Raw genomic sequence first — 17,657 nt, 5'->3', positions numbered from 1 at the left:
TGCTATAATTATTCTGAAAGACTGATTAGACCACCTCATGCCCCGCCGTCGGGCCATTTTCCGCCGCGCCTTCCGGCACAGGCCGCAGAGTCTGGTGGTTGTTACTCCGATACAACTTCTTGCTCTAATACAACTTGTTCGCAGCTAAACAAAAATAACGAAATTTATTTATAATGAACATTATAAATATTAATTATAACAATGCATTTAATTTTTTGAGCTGCTGCGCGCCGGGAAGCTACTTTTGGGGTTGCCATGAACGACCCGGAAATCCGCGCCCTGCTCTATCCACTGCTGCTCGGCGGCGTCTGTATTGATGAGCTGCCCACCGGCACCACCCGGGCCGACGTGGTGCATATCACCGAGCACTTCATGCACGGCTACGAGGTGAAGGGTGACGGCGACACCCTGCAACGGGTGGCCAACCAACTGCGCTGCTACGGCGAGGTCTACGACTTTGTCACCTTCATCGTCACCGAAAAGCACTTGCCCAAGCTGCTGCCCCTGCTGCCCGAATGGGTAGGCGTATTGGTGGCCTCGGCCGAAGGGCTGCGCCCACACCGCGCCGCTGGCTACAACGCCACTGTGGAGCGCGCCCCGCTGGCCAAACTCCTGCTATTGGAGGAGGTGAAGCAGTTTTTGCTGGCGCGGGGCCTCACGGGCGTGAGCACGCTGCGGAGCCGCGAAGTGAGCAATTTCCTGCGCACCACGCAGCTGGTGCCACTGTCCAGCCTGGCGCAGTACGTGCGCGAGCGCCTCATTGCCCGCCTGCCCGAGCGCCTGCTGTGGCGGGCCGAGCGCAAAGCCGAGCGCGAGCGACTGCCACCCCGCCGCAAAAAGGCCCGGCCCAAGGCCAAAAAGAAGAAGCCCGCCGGGCGCAAAAAAGCCCGTGCCGCCTAGCCGCTGGGAGCGGCCGGGCGGCACGGGCGCAGTTATCGGAAAGGCGTTTATTTCTGCTTCAGCGCAGTAGCTACGGCTTGGTTGAGCAGAGGCTCCAGCACGCGGTAGCCGGTCAGGTTGGGATGTACGCCGTCTTCGCCATAGGCTTTTTTCAGGCCGTTCTGGTCGTCTTTCAGGGCGGTGTGCATGTCGTAGTACCCGAGGTGGCGCTGGGCGGCGTAGGTTTTTATTTGCTGGTTGAGGGCCAGGATTTTGGGGGCCGGCTCCAGGCCCTTGTGCCACCAGAAATCAGTACTTGGAGCCACCGCGCCCAGTACCACGCGGATGCCGTGGGCCTGGGCCAGCTCCGCCATCGTCATGATGTTGTTCAGCGTGGTTTGCGGGTTGTAGGGGCCGTTGTTTTCGGCCACATCGTTGGTGCCCACCAATATGACCACCACAGCCGGATGCAGGTCAATTACATCGGCCCGGAAGCGCACCACCGTCTGGCCCGTGGCCTGCCCGCTGATGCCCCGGCCCACGTAGTCGTAGGTTTTGCCCCGAAAAAAGGCCGAATCCTGCTTCACCCAACCCTCGGTGATGGAGTTGCCGATGATGACCACGCGGGGCCGGCCGGGCGTGGGGGCGGGCAGGCGCTGGTTGTCGGCGGCGTAGCGCTGGAGGTTGGGCCAGTCGTTGTGCAGCAGGTATTCCTGGCGCTGGTGGTAGGCCTCGTCGGCCGCTTTTTTGGCGGCGGCCGCGTCGGTGGGCTGCTGGGCGTGGGCGGCAGTGCTGGTGAGCAATGCGACGAGCAGCAGAAGGGATGCGAATTTCATTGCAGGAATTAATTGACCACCAGCGTCATAATGGAATGCGCAGCGGCCGTGGTTTTAGCGCCCTGGCCGCGCATCCAGAGCTGGAATTCCTCGGGCTTGTCGGTCTGGTTCATCACCACCACGGCCACGCTGCCGTCAGGGTTGCGGTAGGCGGTGGTTTGCAGGGCGTCGCGGTTGGCGGAGGCGCTGATGCGCTTCGCGCCGGGCCGGATGAACTTCGAGAAGTGGCCGATGTAGTAGTAAGCGCTGGTGTAAATAAGCTTCCCGGTGCGGGTATCGGCTATGACCGGGGCGAAGCAGAAGTTGCCGACGTGGTTGGGGCCGCCGGTTTCGTCGAGCAGCACGTTCCAGTCGGTCCAGCCCACGGTGCCGGCGTTGAAGTCGCCAATTATCGAGTTGCCGTATTTCTCGCCCAGCGCCCAGTCGTCGACTTTAGTTAGGTCGAATTTCTCCTTACAGCCTTCCGTGAAAATCAGGTTGGTGTTGGGGAAAGCCTCTTTCACGCGCTTCTCGTTCTCGAACAGCATGCTGCTGCCGGTCCAGGTTTCGTACCAGTGGTAGCCGATGCCCCAGACGTATTTAGCGGCCTCGGGGTCGTCGAGCACGGTGCTGGCGCGCTGGAACAGCAGGTCGCGGTTGTGGTCCCAGGCAATGAGTTTTTTCGAGCCCAAACCGCCTTTGGCCAGCGTGGGGCCGAGGTAGCCTTTGATAAAATCCCGCTCCTCTTCGCCCGAAAACACGCACGATTCCCACTTCTGGGTGGCCATGGGCTCGTTCTGCACCGTGAGGCCCCAGATGGGGATGCCCAGCTGCTCGTAGGTCTTGATGAACTTCACGTAGTAGTCGGCCCAGGCCTGGCGGTACTGGGGCAGCAGGTGACCGCCGTGCAGCATGTCGCCGTTGGTTTTCATCCAGCCGGGCGGGCTCCAGGGGCTCACGAAGAGGGTGAGCTTGCCGCCGGCCGTTGCCATTACCTGCTTGATGAAGGGAATGCGAAACTGCTCATCGTGCTGCACGCTGAAGGTTTTCAGCGCCTCGTCCTTGTCGGCCACATACGTATAGCTGCCACTCGAAAAGTCGGAGCTGTGGATGCTGGTGCGGCCCAGCGTGTAGCCGATGCCGCCCGTGGGGCTGTAGTAGGCCTTGAGAAACTCCTGCTGCTGCGGTTTCGGCAGCTTGGCGAAGGTTTCGGCCGAGGCATCAGTGAGCGCCCCGCCGATGCCGAGCATGGTCTGGAACGAGTGGCCGGGGTCGACAAACACGCAAACCTGGGTTTCCACGGGCTGCGCGGCGGGCGCGAATTTGAGGTCGCTGCCAGCGGCCAGGCGCTGACTGCTCCCTTGTACGGTAGCGAAAACGTGGGCCGTTTTGCCCGCCGCCGAGTAGGCGGCAGTTGCCGCTTTCTGCGCGGCGGCACTGCCAAGGCCCAGCGTGGAGAGGAATAAGAAGGACAGAAGTTGCTGGTTCATCATGATAGGGAGTGGTGAATTGTAGGGTGCGGGGCTTGCCCCCGCCCACCGTTGAACGGGGCAGTTGAAACGGTGCGAACGACGGGCGGGGACAAGCCCCGCACCCTACACATCAGATAGAAAGTTGTTCTAAAGGTGGTGGATATTTTAAAACCGCAGCTTGCCGTTAGCGAGCAATAACCACCCGCTGGCTCAGCGGGCCGGCGGCGGTATGCACTTTCAGCACGTACAAGCCCGCTGTGGCCGCGCCCGCATCAAGGCTGATGTGATTGAGCCCAGCCTTAGCCGCCACGGCGGGCGGGGCCAGGGCCACGCGGCCCAGCATGTCCACAAGCTGCACTTGCAGGATTTCAGCTTGTTCAGCGGTGTAGTCGAAGGTCAATTCCTTATTGATGGTGGTGGGGTACACTTGCAGGCGGGTGGGCGGGAAACCGGCGGCGGCGGCGAGGGCCGTGAGGGCGGCCGGGCCCTGGTCCGAGAACCACCAGCGCTGGTTATCGGCCCCGGTCCAGTCCCACTGCTGGGCGTTGGCCCCGTCGGCTTGCGACGCGCCGGCCACGTCAAGGGCCTTGTTGCTGTACTTGTTAATGAGGCGGTAGGTGCCGTCGCTCTGGTGCTGCACCAGCCAGGCCTGGCTGTCGGCGCTGCTCCAGTCCCACTGTTGGGCCAGGGCCCCGTTGGCGGCGCTGGGGCCGGGCACATCCAGCGACTTGTTGCTGAGGATGTTCACCAACCGCACGAAGCCGTTGCCAATGTCCACCGTTTTCCATTTCTGGTTGCTGCCGGTGGCCCAGGTGCGCTGCTGGGCCTGCCCGCCGTTGCTGGTCGAGGAGCCCACGATTTCGAGGGCCTTGCCGCTGTGCTTGGCGCTGATTTCATAGATGCGGTTCAGCGTGATGTCGCTGGTGCTCCACTTGTAGGTGGCCAGCGCGCCGGCTGGCAGCGTGTAGTTGAACGCCTGGCTATTCCAGCTCACCTTGAAGGTGTTGGAGGCATTGCTGTTGTTCAGGGCAATGAGGACTTTCGAGCCGTCGGGGTTGCGGAAGGCCACCGTTTCGATGCCGCCGGCCACCGAGTTGGAGCTCACGCGCACCGCGCCGGGGTCCACAAACTTGCTGGCGTGGGCCAGGGCGTAATATTCCACGTTGCGCGTCACGGCCCCGGTGCTGCTGTTGATGGTGACCACGCCCCGGCAGTTGGTGCAGCCGCCGTTGGTGGGACCGTTGTTCTGGTCGAGGGCCAGGTTCCATTCCAGGGCGCTTTTGGCCCAGTTGCGGGTGGTGCCGATGATGATATTGGAGGCGTGCCACTTCAAATCGCCGGCGAAACTGGAGCCCACCGAACCCGAAATCTCGGTGAACCAGATGTCCTTGGCCGGGTAGGCGTTGTGGGTGGTGCTCTGGCCGCTCACACTGCCCGCGTAGCCGTGAAAGGCCGAGCCGGCCGCGTACTGCGCCGCCGCGGCATCGGCAAAAATAGTGTTGGGGTAGCCGGGCTGGTCCCAGTTGTGGTCGTAGGCAATGAGCTTGGTGCTCAGGTTCGCCGCCTGAAACGCCGGCCCGATGTTGTTTTTCAAAAATGCCAGCTGGTTGCCCGCATCCATCCGCATCGACATGTAGGAAGCGGCAAAGAGCGGCTCGTTTTGCAGCGTCACGGCGTAAATGGGCACGCCCTGGGCGGCGTAGGCCTGCACGTACTTCACAAAATAATTGGCGTAGGCCTGGTAGTAAGCCGTGTTGAGGAAGTGGCCGTTGCGTAGCTCATTCACCCCGCCTGCGGTGGGCTCCTTCATCCAGGCGGGGGCGCTCCAGGGCGTGCCCAGGATTTTCAGACTGCTGTTTTTGGCCCGGGCGGCTTGCAGCATCGGCACCAAATCCACCAGGTCATTGGCAATGGAAAAGCTGCTCAGGCCCACATCGGTCTGGCCCTGTGGCCGGTCGTCGTAGGTGAAATCGCCTTGCGCCGAGAAGTCCGACCCGCCCATGGTATGCCGCAAAAAGCTCAGGTGAATACCGCCGGTACTGAACAAGTCGTTCAGCAGGGCGTCGCGCTGGGCGGTGCTCATTTTCTGGTTCAACAGGTAAGCCGATGCGCCGGTTAGCGAGGCCCCGAAACCGTCGATGGTCTGGTAGGTCTGGCTTTCATCCACGGTGATGGTGGTGCCGGTGGCGGGCGTGCTGGCGCTGAAGCTGATGCCGGCCTGGGCTTGTAGCAGCTTGGTCTGGTCGCCGGTGGTGAGCCACACGCTCACGGGCTCGGTGGCCTGCGTGTGGGCCGGCCGGAAGGCCATGATGGGCAGCAGCACACCGGCGGCTACGAGAGAGAGAACGGGTCGGTACAGCTTTTTCATGAATTGTGGGAGTTGAGAAGTGGAAAAAATTCAGGAGAAAAAAGCTGGCGGAAAGTGTCTGTTGCACGCGGCACGGGCCAGCCCGGAATCAAGCGGCTGGGCCGCATTAATCGTCTGCTCCGGTCCGACCACCTTAGGCGGTCGGAACGGTTGTCATGAGGGTGAAATCGGTGGTTCTTCAACCGGTCGGACCGCCTAGGGCGGTCGGACCGGCGCTAATGATTTTTTAATTATTTGAATATCAACTATTTGTATTTAATAAGAGATAAAAGAAACGGGCCTGGTCAAACTGCCCAGGCCCGCTCTTTAAGCTACCACACGTAGGTTCCCACGGAGCCGCCGGCCAGGGCCGAACTCACGACCTTGCCCTTGAACTGGATGTTGAATTGCTGCGGGTCGGTGCCGGAGTTCAGCACGACCAGCACTTTCTTGCCCGAAGGGGTTTTGTAGGCCACGTTGGGCAGATTGGCGGGCGCGTCGGTGTCGATGCGGACGGAGTTGGGGCGCACGAATTTGCTGGAGTGGGCCACGGCGTAGTAGGCCGGGTTGCGCGTCACGGTATTGCCCGAGATGGTGACGGCGCCCAGGCACTCGGAGCAGCCGCCGCTGGTGCGGGGGCCGTAGGTGGCGTCGTTAGCCAGGTTCCATTCTAGCACGTTTTTGGCCCAGTTGCGGGCGGCCCCGATTTCGAGGTCGCGGACGTGGCCGGGAAAATCGATGAGGAAATTGCCGGGTGCCTGGGTCCAAAACTCGGTGAAGTAGAGGCCCTTGGTCGGGTAGGCATTGTGCAGCTGCGTGAGCGCCGACGAAAGCGAACCGCCGTAATTGTGGAAGGCGGTACCCTCCACGTAGGGCCGGGCGGCCACGTCGTTCAGCACGGCCAGCGGGTAGTCGGGCCGGTCGGGGTTGTGGTCGTAGGCAATGATTTTGGTGGTGATGCCGGCGGCCGCGAAGGCCGGGCCGATGTTGTTCTTGATGAAGTTGGCCTGCTCGGTCGCGTCCATCAGCATGCTGGGCTCGTTGCCACCGTATAGGGGCTCGTTTTGCAGCGTAACGGCGTCGATGCGGATGCCCTCGGCGGCCATTTGCTGGATGTATTTCACGAAGTAGCGGGCGTAGGCATCGTAGTATTGCGGCTGCAGGTTGCCGCCCCGGCTCGCATTCACGGTCTTCATCCAGAGCGGGGCCGTCCAGGGCGAGCCCATGATTTTGATGCTGGGGTTGATGGCCAGAATCTGCTTGAGCACCGGAATCAGGTCGGGGCGGTCGGGGCCGAGGCTGAACTGCGCCAGGTTGACGTCGCCGGCCACGTCATCATAGGTGAAAACGTGGTCGCTAAGGTCAGATGCTCCGATGCTGACGCGCAGGTAGCTCACGCCCAGCCAGGTGCTGTCGGTGGCGAATAGCTCGCGCAGCAAATCGGCCCGGTTGGTGGTGCCCATCCGGTTGATAACCGTGGCGCTACCCCCGGTGAGGCTGTAGCCGAAGCCGTCCATGGTCTGGTAGGCTTTGGTGGTATCGACGGTAATTGTGGGATAGGAATTAGAGGACGCGGCGAAGTTCAGCACCGTTTTCTGGCGGGCAAACAGGGCCGTGCGGTTGGTATTGGTGAGCCAGAAGGCCACCTGCGACGGGCCGGTGGGCACGGTGGGCGGTACCACCACGGGCGGGGTAGGGTCGGGGGTATCTTCGGTTTTTTTGGTGCAGCCGGCTCCCGCCAGCAATAATGCCGATAAGCACACGCCTACTAATGGGGTACGATTCATAATGGGGGGGAGTAGCGGAGCGAAAAATAAAGCCGGTGGCACCTGCCGTTGCGGGCACCACCGGCGATAGGGAAAGCTATTCGACCACCACGCGGCGGCTGGTAAGCTGAGTGCCCACTTGCAGCTTTACGAGGTAGGAGCCGGCGGCTAGCTGCTGCAGCGGGGCCAGGGCAGTGGTGTGCGGCCCGGCGGCCTGGTCGGCGTTCAGCAGGCTGAGCACGCGCTGGCCGAGGGCGTTATACACTTCCACGCTCACGGGCTGGGTGCCGCTGGCCACGGTGTAGCTCAGGGCGCTGGCGCTGGTGAGGGGATTGGGGTAGGCGCTCAGGGCCAGGGCGTCGGCGGTGGCGGCGCGGCTGGCCAGCGGGCCGGCACCCACCTGGTAGCTGTAGAACTGGTTGCCGGGGATGGTGGCGAAGTTGGCGTCGAGGCCCAGTGCCGTAGTCCGGCCGGTAATCTGCGGCAACACGTCGGTCGTGAATTCGCCGCCGTCGAGTGCATAAACGGCCATCACCCGGATGATGCTATTGGTAGCGGCTCCGCCCAGCACCGACAAGGGGTATTCGAACTCCCAGCCGGTGGTGGTGTTGGTTGCCACGCTGCCTGTGGTGCTGCCTTTGAAGGAAACCTTGGCTCCCACTACGTTACTGACCGGGTCGGTTACGGTGAAAGAAGTGCCGGTTTTGTTGGTTGAGCCCAGGTAAATGTCAGACGCTTTGCCCGCCGAGTTGAGGGGTACTGTGAGGTCCAGCACGCTGTGGTAGGAGTTGAGGTCGGTGCCGTTCAATGGAGAAGCCGTGAGGCGGAAGCCGTAATCGGCGGGCATGTCCAACGTGGGCCGGGTCTTGCCGAACTGTGAAGACCCATCGGCACCGTAGGGCAGCTGCGTGTTGGCCGCCACACCGGTTTTATTGGGCATGTCGAGGTACAGCAGCACGGCGCTGTAGGCCGTCTGCTCGGGGGAGGCCACCACCATAAAGTTCACCGTAGTAGCCGTGGTGCCCATGTAAATGGCCTTCAGGCCGCGGTCGGTTACCGAGTGGGTATTGGTATAAGTGCCCAGCAGTTGGTATTTGCCGGCACCGGTGCCGATTTCGGTTGTCGACAGCGTGCCATCAACCGTGAACTGAGCCTGCGCGCTCAGGGAGCTAAGCGCGAGCGCGGCGAGAGCAGAAAGAGTAAAGTGCTTTTGCATGGGAATTTGGAAAAATGGGGAATGAAAAAAATGGGAAATGGGTAAAATGCTGGAAATCAAGAATATGAAAATCAGAAAAGCCTACCAGACGTAGGTGGCCACGGCCCCGGCGGGCAGCGTGGCCACCACCTGCCGCCCGCCCTGGCGGATGTTGAAGGCCTGGGCCGCCGCGCCGTCGTTCAGCACCACCAGCACACGCTGGCCGGTGGGCGTGCGGAAGGCCACGTTGGGCAGCTTATCGGGCAGGGTGGAAGCGATGCGGACCGAGCCGGGCCGGGCAAACTTGCTGGCGTGGGCCACGATGTAGTAGGCCGGGTTGCGGGTCACGGCATTGCCGGCCAGCGTGATGGCCCCCAGGCATTCGGTGCAGCCGCCGGGCGTGTGGGGGTTCTGCTGCGGGTCGGCGGCCAGGTTCCACTCCAGCACGGTACGGGCCCAGTTGCGCGTGCCCCCGATGATGAGCGTGCGGGTGTGCCAGGCCAGGTCGCCGGCAAACTTGCCGGGCGCGCCAATCCACTGCTCGGTGAAGTAGACGTTCTTCTCCGGGTGCGCGTCGTGTACCTTGCCCAGCGCCTCAATAGGGCCGGCGTAGAGGTGAAAGGCCGAGCCGTCCACATACTGCGCCGCCTCGGCATCGCCCAGGATGGTGAGCGGGTAGTCGGGCCGGTCGGCGTTGTGGTCGTATACGATGATTTTCGTGTCGAGCTTGGCTTCACGGAAGGTGGGGCCGAGGCTCTTTTTGACGAACTCGGCCTGTTGCTCGGCCAGCATCAGCAGGCTGGGGTTGTTGCCGGGGTGCAGCGGCTCGTTCTGAATCGTGATGGCATCAATGCGAATGCCCTGGGCCTTCATCCCGGCGATGTATTTCACGAAATACCGGGCGTAGGCGTCGTAAAACTCGGGCTTGAGGCTGCCGCCTTTCGAGGCGTCGTTGGTTTTCATCCACGTCGGCGGCGACCACGGCGAACCCAGGATTTTGATGCTGGGGTTGATGGCCAGAATTTCCTTCAGCACCGGGATGAGGTGCTTCTCATCGGGGGCAAGGCTAAATTTGGTTAGCTCCGGGTCGGTCTGACCGGCGGGCAGGTCGTCGTAGCTGAACACCTTCGCGTCGAGGTCCGACGCGCCGATGCTCACCCGCAGGTAGCTCACACCAATGTTGCTGCCTTCGGTGCCGAACAGCTCACGAAGCAGCCTGGCGCGCTCGGCCGGGCCCATTTGGTGCAGCAGCTCGGCGCTGCCGCCTGTGAGGCAGTAGCCAAAGCCGTCAATGGTCTGGTAGGTTTTGGCCTCGTCAACCTCGATGGTCGGGTTGGCATTCTTCGCCGTCGCAAACGTTAACGGGCCGGCCTGCGGCTGGAACAGCACCGACTTATCGGCGGTGGTGAGCCAGCTGGTTACGCCTGCGCTCGCGGCCGCGCCTTTGGGCTGGGGTGCGCGCTGGGCCTGCGCGCCTTGCGGCGCACCAGCAGCCAGTAGCGCCAGCAAGGCGACGGAGGCAACAAAAGGGTGGTGGGAATTGAGGAGCATGGAGTAGAGAAAGTTTGTATCAGCCAAGGCCTAAATGGCCCGGCGAACGTGGCCGCGCAGGCCGTACCACACGATGTAGGCGTAGCAGAGCACCGGCAGCGCCAGCGCTAGGCGCAGCGAGCTGGCATCGGCCACCAGCCCAAACAGCGGCGGAATGACCGCGCCGCCCACGATGGCCACGTTCAGCAGCCCGGAGGCTTCTTCGGTGTGGCGGCCCAGGCCGGCCACGGCCAGCGTGAAAATGGTGGCGAACATGATGGAGTTCATCAGGCCCACAGCCAGCAGGCTGTACATGGCGGTTTCGCCAGTGGTAGTGGCCGAAACCAAGACCAGCAGAATAGCGCCGACCGCCGCCACAGCCAGCAAATAGCCGGGCTTTATTTTATTCAGCAGGTAAGCGCCCAGAAAGCGGCCCACCATGGCTCCGCCCCAGTAGTACGACACCTTATAGCCCGCCAGCTTGGGGGCCATATTCAGCACGTCGGGCTGGCCGAGGTAGCTCACGATGTGCGAGCCAATGGCAACTTCGGCCCCCACGTAGGCGAAAATGCCCACCATGCCCAGCACGAGGTGCCGGTAGTGCCAGGGGCGGCGGCTGGCGTCGTCGCTGGGGTCGGGCGTGTGCGTGATGACGGGCAGCTTGAGGAAGCTCAGCAGCAGGCTGATGAAAATGAGCACGGACCCGATGCAGAGGTAGGGCACCTGCACGGCGCGCACGTCGATGGCATCGGCGGCGCGGGCGGCGTCGAGGTCAGGCAGGTGCGAGAGGATGAGGGCCGCGCCCAGCAGCGGGGCCACGTAGGTGCCCAGCGAGTTGAACGCCTGCGTGAGCGTGAGCCGGGCCGGAGCCGACTCGGCTGGCCCTAGCACGGCCACGTAGGGGTTGCCGGCCACTTGCAGGAGCACCACACCGGTGGCCAGCACAAACAGCGCCCCCAAAAACAGGCCGTAGGAATGGCTGTCGGCGGCGGGGTAAAACAGGAAGCAGCCCACGGCCGCCACCACGAAGCCCATCAGCATGCCGCCCTTGTAGCCGAGGCGGCTCACCACCTTGCCCGCCGGAATGCCCATCACGAAGTAGGCCCCGAAAAAGCACAGGTTAATCAGGTTGGCCTGGGCGTAGCTGAGCTGGAAAATGGCCTTCAGATAGGGAATCAGAATGTCATTGAGACAGGTGATGAAGCCGAACGAAAAAAACAGCACCGTGAGGGCCGACAGGGCCGGCGCATAGCGCGGCGCGGCGGTGCCGGCCGGCACGTCGGAGGAGGAAGCGGCAACTGGCGCGAAAACGGGGGCGGCCATTGGAGTTGTTTTAGAAAATTGAGCGTGGGGGCCGGTCTGACCGCCCTAGGTGGCCTGACCAGTTGTCGTTGTTTATCGAAACGTGCTTTCTTCAACCGGTCGGACCGCCTAGGGCGGTCGGACCGGCGGCCGATTCCTGGCAGCATTGCCAGTTAAAAAATGTCGTTCCAGGGCAGGTACTTATTATTCCCACCATTTTCCCTGCCCCGAAACGACGCTGGCACTACTAGTAGCCAGGGTTTTGTTGCAGCTGCGTGTTGGTGTTCAGCTCGGCCAGCGGGATGGGGAAGAGCAGGTAGTTGACATCGCGGGTGCCGCGCTTCTGTGCGATTATATCGAGGGCCGACACGGTGTGGCGGGCGCTGGCCGTGGCCTGCTCGTGGCGGGCGTAGCGGATGAGGTCGAACCACCGCTCGCCCTCGAAAGCCAGTTCCAGGCGGCGCTGCTTGTCGATTTCGGTGCGCAGGGTAGTCTGGCTGGCGGCCTCGGGACTGGCCGGCGTGAGGGCGGCCAGGCCGGCACGCAGCCGGATGGGGTTCAGGAAATCGAGCACGGCCTGGGCCGGGCTGGCGAGCTCGTTGCTGGCCTCGGCGGCGCTGAGGTACACTTCGGCCAGGCGCAGCACGTAGTAGTTATCACTCGAATTGAAGCCGCTGCCGTCGCTGCGCCATTTGTACACGAAGGGGCCGCGGTCGTCGGTCTTGGAGCCGCGCCCCTGCACGTAGCTGGCGTGGTTGCGGCCGGTATTCACGTTGCCCTGGTAGCTCCAGCGCTGGTCGTTGATAGTGTCTACCACCGAGGTCAGGTCGGTAGGCCGGGCCGCGCTGCCAGCCACGAACAGCGTGGGCAGGTTGAACTTGGCAAACGAATACGTGGCCGCCGGCAGGGGCAGCAGCAGGTCGGGCAGGGTGAAGGAGGTGCCCCCGTCGGCGCTGCCCGAAAACTGAATCTCAAAAATCGACTCGCCCTTGTTATCGGCCGGGAACAGGGAGTTGAAGCCTTGCAGCGAGTAGTTGCCCTTGCCGTTCAGCACCAGGTTGGCGGCGTCTTTGGCGGCGGCCCAGTTGCGTTGGGTGAGCTGCACGCGGGCCAGCAGGGCATTGGCCGCGCCCTTGGTGGCGCGGGCGGGGTTCACGTCGGCCATGAGGCCGGCGCCGGTGGTCAGGTCTTCCACGATGCGGGCGTACACCTGGTCGGTGGCCGCGCGGGGCAGGTTCAGCACGGCGGGGTCGCCGGTTTCGGTGGGCTCCAGGCGCAGGGGCACGGCCCCGTATAGGCGCACCAGGTTGAAGTAGGACAAGGCCCGCAGGAAGCGGGCTTCGCCCAGAATCTGGTCGCGGCGGGTGGCGTTCATGCCGGCCACACCGGGCACGTACTTTAGCACAGCGTTGGCCCGGTTGATGGTGCGGAAGTTGTCGCGATAGACATCGCCCACCTGGCCCGTGGCCGAGTTCCAGTTAATGTCGTCGAGCACCCGCACGTCGTTGTTGTTGCTGGTGCAGTCGTCGGAGGGCATGTTGCCCACCAGGTTCAGCACCTCGGCGTAGCAGCCCTTGCTTTGCAGGCCGTCGTAGGCCGCCGTGATGGAGGCTTCGGCATCGTTGGCCGATTTAAAAAAGTTGGAGGGCGCGATGGTCGTCAGCGGCTCCTTGTCCAGCACGTTGCAGCCGGACAGCAGCAGCATCGCAGAGGCAACAGGAATGAAATATTTTTTCATGGGAATATGAGGCTAGGCAAACAAGCGGCTTAAAACGAGGCGTTGAGACCCACGGTGTAGGTGCGCGTCTGGGGGTACACCCCGAAATCGCGGCCCTGGCCGGTGGTGGAGAAGGGGTCGGAGCTCACTTCCGGGTCGTAGCCCGAGTAGTGCGTCCAGGTTGCCAGGTTCTGGCCGGTCACGTACAGGCGCAGGTTGCTCAGGGCGGCGTGCTTGATGAGGCTCACCGGCAGGTTGTAGGCCAGGGTCAGGTTTTTGAGGCGCACGTAGGAGCCGTCCTCGATGAAACGGTCCGAGTAGCGGGCGTTGCCGTTGGGGTCTGCCGCAATGGCGCGGGGCACGTCAGTGTTGGTGTTGGTCGGCGTCCAGCGGTTGAGCACGCGGGTGGTCTGGTTGTTTGGGTTCGCCATGCTTTCCAGTGTTTCGCGGTTCTGGTTGTAGATGTCGTTGCCGAAGCTGCCCTGGAAGAAGATGCTCAGCTCCAGCCCTTTGAACGTGAAGGTGTTGGTCACGCCGGCAATCGATTTCGGATTGGGGTTGCCGATAATCGTGCGGTCCTTGTCGTTGATGATGCCGTCGTTGTTCAGGTCGCGGAAGCGGATGTCGCCGGGGGCTGTTTTGCCGGGGCTCTGCTTGGCGGCGGCGTCAACATCGGCCTGAGTCTGGAAGATGCCCTGCACCTGGTAGCCGTAGAATACGCCCAGCGGCTGGCCCGTGAGTACGAAGCCGTTGCCCGAACTCAGGCGGCGGTCGGCTATTTTTCCTTCGCTGTTCACGCTCTGGCCCAGGTCGAGCACCTTGTTGCGGTTCATCGTGAAGTTCAGGTTGGTGGTCCAGCCAAAGCCACTGATAGGCTGCACGTTGTTGGTTGTCAGGCCCAGTTCAATGCCTTGGTTCTGGATGCTGCCCACGTTCTGCAGAATCTGCGGGTTTTGGGCCCCGTTATTGATTTCGGCCCCGGTGCTGAGCGGAATATCGACCAGCAGGAGCAGGTCCTTGGTGTGCTTGCGGTACACGTCGGCCGTGAAGGTGAGGCGGTTATCCAGCAGGCCCAGGTCCAGGCCGCCGTTGTACTGGTAGGTGGTTTCCCACTTCAGGTCGTTGTTGCCGATGTCGCTCTGGGTGATGCCCGGGGCCACCGTTATGCCCGTACCGGGGTAGCCATAGGTCACGCCGTAGCGCGAGAAGCGCTGGTAGGTATAGAATTCCTGGTTGCCGTTGGCCCCGAAGCTGCCGCGCAGCTTCAGGTCCGACACCACTTTATTCTGGGGAAAGAAGGATTCCTTCGACACGCGCCAAGCGGCCGATGCCGCCGGGAAGTAGCCGTACTGCTTGCCGGGGCGGAAGCGGCTGCTGGCATCGGCCCGCAGGCTGATGGAGGCCAGGTAGCGCTGGTCGTAGTCGTAGGTGGCGCGGCCAAAGAAGCTGAGCAGGCCCCACTGGTCCTCGTAGCTGCTGGGCTTGTTGAACACCGACACGCCCGAGAGGTAAGGCACGGCGTTGGAGGCGTAGCCCTTGCCGCTGGCACCCGACGTGAAGCGGTCTGAGGCCTGCATCGACTCGCCGGCCAGCAGCGTCAGGTTGTGCTTGTCGCCCAGGCTGGGGCGGTAGGTCAGCGTGTTTTCCTGGAGCCAGATAACCTGCTGGTTGGTGCTGGTGCGCCCGGAGCCCTTGTTGGCTTCGGCCGTGCCGGGGGCCGAGGTGCCAGGGTAGTCGCGGGTGATGAACTCGTTCTCAATCTGCGAACGGAAGTCGATACCGGCCGTCGAGCGCAGGGTCAGGTTTTTCAGAATGTCCAGCTCCGCGTACACGTTGCCGATAACCTGATAAATCACGGCCTTATTGCTGGTTTCGAGCAAGTTGCCAATGGGGTTGTCGAAGTTGCGGGCGAAGGGGTTCACAGCATACGAACCGTCGGGGTTGCGCACCGGCATGGATGGAATCGAGGCCAGCGTGCCCAGCACCGTGCCCGAGCTGCCCGCGCCGTTCTCGCTGCGCGAGCTGTTGTTGTTATTCGTACGGCTCAGGTTGAGGCTGGTGCCGGCCCGGAAGCGGCTGCTCAGCTGCTGGTCGAGGTTGAGCTTGAAGGTGAAGCGGTCGAAGCCCGAGTTCAGGCTGATGCCGTCCTGCTTGAAGTAACCGCCGGCCAAGTAGTAGCGGGTTTTGTCGGTGCCGCCGCTCACGTTCAGCTGGTAGTTCTGAATGTTGGCCGGCCGGTACACCTCGTTCTGCCAGTCGGTATTGGTGCGCACCGTGTCCAGGTTGTAGGCCGGGGCAAAGCCGCCGTTCACCTGCTCGTCGTTATAGAGCGCGGCAAACTGCTTGCCGTTCAGCAGGTCCAGCTTTTTACGGATGACCTGGCGGCCGAAGTAAGTGCTGAAGCCCACCTGGGCCTTGCCCACCTTGCCGCGCTTGGTCGTAATCACCACCACGCCGTTGGAGGCGCGCAGGCCGTAGATGGCTGCCGCCGCGCCGTCTTTCAGCACGTCGATGCTCTCGATGTCGTTGGGGTTGATGGCGTTGAGCGGGTTGGGACGCTGGCCGCCTACGGTCAATTCCTGGTCGTAAGTAGGCAGCACCGGAATGCCGTCAATTACATACAGCGGTGAGGCGTTCAGGCCGATAGTCGCGTTGCCGCGAATCCGCACGGTGATGCCCGCGCCGGGCGCGCCGCTCGGGGCCGATACCTGCACGCCGGGCGCCTGGCCCTGCAGGGCCTGGTCGAAACCGGCCACCGGCTGGCGCTCAATGGCGGCCGAGTTCACCGAGGTGATGGCCGTGGTCAGCTCCTGGCGGCTCTGGGTGCCGTAGCCTACCACCACTACTTCGTTCAGGGCCTGCTGGTCGTCCTTCAGCACAATGGCCAGCGTGCTGGCCGCGCCGGTCACGGCCACTTCCTGCCGCCCGAAGCCCACCGAGCTGAACACCAGCGTGCTGCCCTCCGGCACGCTCAGCGAAAACGAGCCGTCGGTCCCCGTGGTAGTGCCAATGGTGGTGCCTTTCACCAGCACCGTCACGCCGGGCAGGCCTTCGCCGTTGGCCGAGGTCACGCGGCCCGATACGGGCACATCTGCGGCAGCTGCTCCGGCGACCATGGTGGTGCTGCCGGAGCTGGCCGCCACCTCGGGCTTGCTGACAATCAGGTAGTAGTCGTCGCGGATTTTCTTGAAGCGCAGGTCGGCCTGCGGCAGCACGGCGGCCAGCTTGTTGTCCAGCGTGGTCACGCCGGCCTGGGGCACCACGCGCTTGCTGCCCACCAGCGAGCTTTCGTAGAAAATGGTGACGTGGTGGTCCTTTTCCCACTGGTGGAGCAGGGTTTTCAGGGCCACGCTTTCACCCACCACCGGGGCAGGCATAGCGGGGGAGGTGGAAGCGGGTTGCTCCTGGTGAAAGGCCAGCAACTGGGCCGCCGCCGGCATAGCGGAGGCCTGAAACACCAGCATTCCCGCTGTCAGGCAAGCCGGCAATGCGTATTGCCGACGCAGATGCGTAATGGGTCGATTCATGGGTTTATGGGAATTTTGTGAAAAAGGTGGGATACAAAGAGGTTGGGGTAATCGGTTATTGGCCAGCGCTATTTCGCGGCGGCGTTATCGGAGAGCACAATGCGGCCCGCCTCGCGGGTGACCTTCAGGTGAAAGGTTTCCTGCAGGGCCTGGAGCAGCACTTCGAGGTCTCCCACGGGCACGGTGCCGGTCACGCGGCGCTCGCTGAGTTCGGGGCTGTTCACGACGACTTCCACGCCGTAGGTGTCCTGCAGGCGGGTGGCCAGCTCGGCAATGCTGGTTTCTTCCAGCACCAGCTTGGCGTCTTTCCAGGCGGCGTAGGGGGCGGTGCGCACCGCCTTATGCACGGCGGCCAGCGGCTGGGCATCGCGGGTTTCGAGCAGCTCGCCGGGCTTCAGAATCACGTCGGGCCGCTGCTGGTCGTCGAAGTCGACGCGCACCTTGCCCGAGAGCAGCACCACCCGCGCCTGGTCGCGGCGGCGGTACACGGTGAACTTGGTGCCCAGCACCTCCACCGCAAAGCCGGCCCGGGTATGCACCACAAAGCGCTGGTTGTTGGGCTGGTGCTTCACCGAGAAGTAGCCTTCGCCATCGAGCCACACCTCGCGCGGTTTGTTGGCGACCCACGCATTGGCGTAGCGCAGCGTGGAGTGGCCGTTCAGCGTAGCCTCCGAGCCGTCGGGCAGCTTGATGGTGTCGAGCTGGCCATAGGCCGTGGTCACTTCCAGGGGGGCGGGTACGCGCTGCGAATACAGCAGCCAGCCGCTACCGGCCACGGTGCCGGCTAGTGCGGCAGCGGCGGCCCAGCGCCGCCAGCGCGGCGCGGTCACGGTGGCCGGCACCGGCTCACCGAAGCCCAGTTTCAGGTGCAGGGAGTTCAGCAGGGCATCGTAGCTGGGCTCTTCGGCGGCTACGGGGATGCTGGCGGGCGCGGCGGCCAGGGCGTCCCAGTGCCGGCGCATCCAGGGCTCGGCCAGCGCTTGGTGGGCCGGCTCGGCCAGCCAGGCGGCTACGGCCTCGGTCTCGGCGGCCGTGGTGCGCCCGGCGAGGTATTGTTGAAAAAGTTCTTCGGTAACGAAAAGAGCCATGAGCTGCTGAGAAAGTCGG

Annotated in this window: 11 protein-coding genes; 1 reads left to right on the top strand and 10 read right to left on the bottom strand. The window is 63.2% G+C overall.

Annotated elements, in window-relative coordinates:
- Positions 1-255: 255 nt before the first annotated feature.
- A complete protein-coding gene (locus tag ACVWYF_RS17760; RefSeq protein ID WP_457070461.1) occupies positions 256-900 on the top strand; it encodes a sce7726 family protein in 645 nt (214 codons plus the stop codon).
- Positions 901-947: 47 nt separating this feature from the next.
- Here ACVWYF_RS17760 and ACVWYF_RS17755 read toward each other — a convergent pair whose 3' ends face one another.
- From ACVWYF_RS17755 to ACVWYF_RS17710, 10 genes are all read right to left on the bottom strand, one after another.
- The gene (locus tag ACVWYF_RS17755) at positions 948-1,715 is read right to left on the bottom strand and encodes a GDSL-type esterase/lipase family protein (protein ID WP_457070459.1); all 768 of its coding nucleotides are present in this window, start codon (positions 1,713-1,715) and stop codon (positions 948-950) included.
- A gap of 8 nt (positions 1,716-1,723) precedes the next feature.
- Positions 1,724-3,184 carry a glycoside hydrolase family 30 protein gene (locus ACVWYF_RS17750; protein ID WP_457070457.1) on the bottom strand — a complete coding sequence of 487 codons (1,461 nt, stop codon included), beginning with the start codon at positions 3,182-3,184 and terminating at the stop codon, positions 1,724-1,726.
- Positions 3,185-3,350: 166 nt separating this feature from the next.
- Complete coding sequence (locus tag ACVWYF_RS17745; protein WP_457070455.1) at positions 3,351-5,534, bottom strand: RICIN domain-containing protein; 2,184 nt, start codon at positions 5,532-5,534, stop codon at positions 3,351-3,353.
- Between the two features lie 311 nt (positions 5,535-5,845).
- Positions 5,846-7,300 carry a glycoside hydrolase family 30 protein gene (locus tag ACVWYF_RS17740; protein WP_457070453.1) on the bottom strand — a complete coding sequence of 485 codons (1,455 nt, stop codon included), beginning with the start codon at positions 7,298-7,300 and terminating at the stop codon, positions 5,846-5,848.
- Positions 7,301-7,376: 76 nt separating this feature from the next.
- Positions 7,377-8,495, bottom strand: a complete 1,119-nt coding sequence (locus ACVWYF_RS17735; protein ID WP_457070451.1) for a T9SS type A sorting domain-containing protein — start codon at positions 8,493-8,495, stop codon at positions 7,377-7,379.
- Between the two features lie 81 nt (positions 8,496-8,576).
- On the bottom strand, positions 8,577-10,025 hold the full coding sequence (locus ACVWYF_RS17730) for a glycoside hydrolase family 30 protein (protein WP_457070449.1): 1,449 nt from the start codon (positions 10,023-10,025) through the stop codon (positions 8,577-8,579).
- Positions 10,026-10,055: 30 nt separating this feature from the next.
- The gene (locus ACVWYF_RS17725; RefSeq protein ID WP_457070447.1) at positions 10,056-11,327 is read right to left on the bottom strand and encodes a sugar MFS transporter; all 1,272 of its coding nucleotides are present in this window, start codon (positions 11,325-11,327) and stop codon (positions 10,056-10,058) included.
- Between the two features lie 226 nt (positions 11,328-11,553).
- Positions 11,554-13,044 (bottom strand): RagB/SusD family nutrient uptake outer membrane protein, encoded by a 1,491-nt coding sequence (locus ACVWYF_RS17720; RefSeq protein ID WP_457070445.1) that lies wholly within the window; start codon positions 13,042-13,044, stop codon positions 11,554-11,556.
- Positions 13,045-13,073: 29 nt separating this feature from the next.
- A complete protein-coding gene (locus ACVWYF_RS17715; RefSeq protein ID WP_457070443.1) occupies positions 13,074-16,550 on the bottom strand; it encodes a SusC/RagA family TonB-linked outer membrane protein in 3,477 nt (1,158 codons plus the stop codon).
- Positions 16,551-16,618: 68 nt separating this feature from the next.
- A complete protein-coding gene (locus tag ACVWYF_RS17710; RefSeq protein WP_457070441.1) occupies positions 16,619-17,638 on the bottom strand; it encodes a FecR family protein in 1,020 nt (339 codons plus the stop codon).
- Between the last annotated feature and the right edge of the window lie 19 nt (positions 17,639-17,657).

The sequence above is a fragment of the Hymenobacter sp. UYAg731 genome (genome assembly GCF_054061335.1).
This window is presented reverse-complemented; position numbering and strand designations above follow the sequence as displayed.

Bases quoted from the DNA above. Each gene is read 5' to 3' on its own strand.
- ACVWYF_RS17760 (WP_457070461.1), top strand. From the start codon at position 256: ATGAACGACCCGGAAATCCGCGCCCTGCTCTATCCACTGCTGCTCGGC.
- ACVWYF_RS17755 (WP_457070459.1), bottom strand. From the start codon at position 1,715: ATGAAATTCGCATCCCTTCTGCTGCTCGTCGCATTGCTCACCAGCACT.
- ACVWYF_RS17750 (WP_457070457.1), bottom strand. From the start codon at position 3,184: ATGAACCAGCAACTTCTGTCCTTCTTATTCCTCTCCACGCTGGGCCTT.
- ACVWYF_RS17745 (WP_457070455.1), bottom strand. From the start codon at position 5,534: ATGAAAAAGCTGTACCGACCCGTTCTCTCTCTCGTAGCCGCCGGTGTG.
- ACVWYF_RS17740 (WP_457070453.1), bottom strand. From the start codon at position 7,300: ATGAATCGTACCCCATTAGTAGGCGTGTGCTTATCGGCATTATTGCTG.
- ACVWYF_RS17735 (WP_457070451.1), bottom strand. From the start codon at position 8,495: ATGCAAAAGCACTTTACTCTTTCTGCTCTCGCCGCGCTCGCGCTTAGC.
- ACVWYF_RS17730 (WP_457070449.1), bottom strand. From the start codon at position 10,025: ATGCTCCTCAATTCCCACCACCCTTTTGTTGCCTCCGTCGCCTTGCTG.
- ACVWYF_RS17725 (WP_457070447.1), bottom strand. From the start codon at position 11,327: ATGGCCGCCCCCGTTTTCGCGCCAGTTGCCGCTTCCTCCTCCGACGTG.
- ACVWYF_RS17720 (WP_457070445.1), bottom strand. From the start codon at position 13,044: ATGAAAAAATATTTCATTCCTGTTGCCTCTGCGATGCTGCTGCTGTCC.
- ACVWYF_RS17715 (WP_457070443.1), bottom strand. From the start codon at position 16,550: ATGAATCGACCCATTACGCATCTGCGTCGGCAATACGCATTGCCGGCT.
- ACVWYF_RS17710 (WP_457070441.1), bottom strand. From the start codon at position 17,638: ATGGCTCTTTTCGTTACCGAAGAACTTTTTCAACAATACCTCGCCGGG.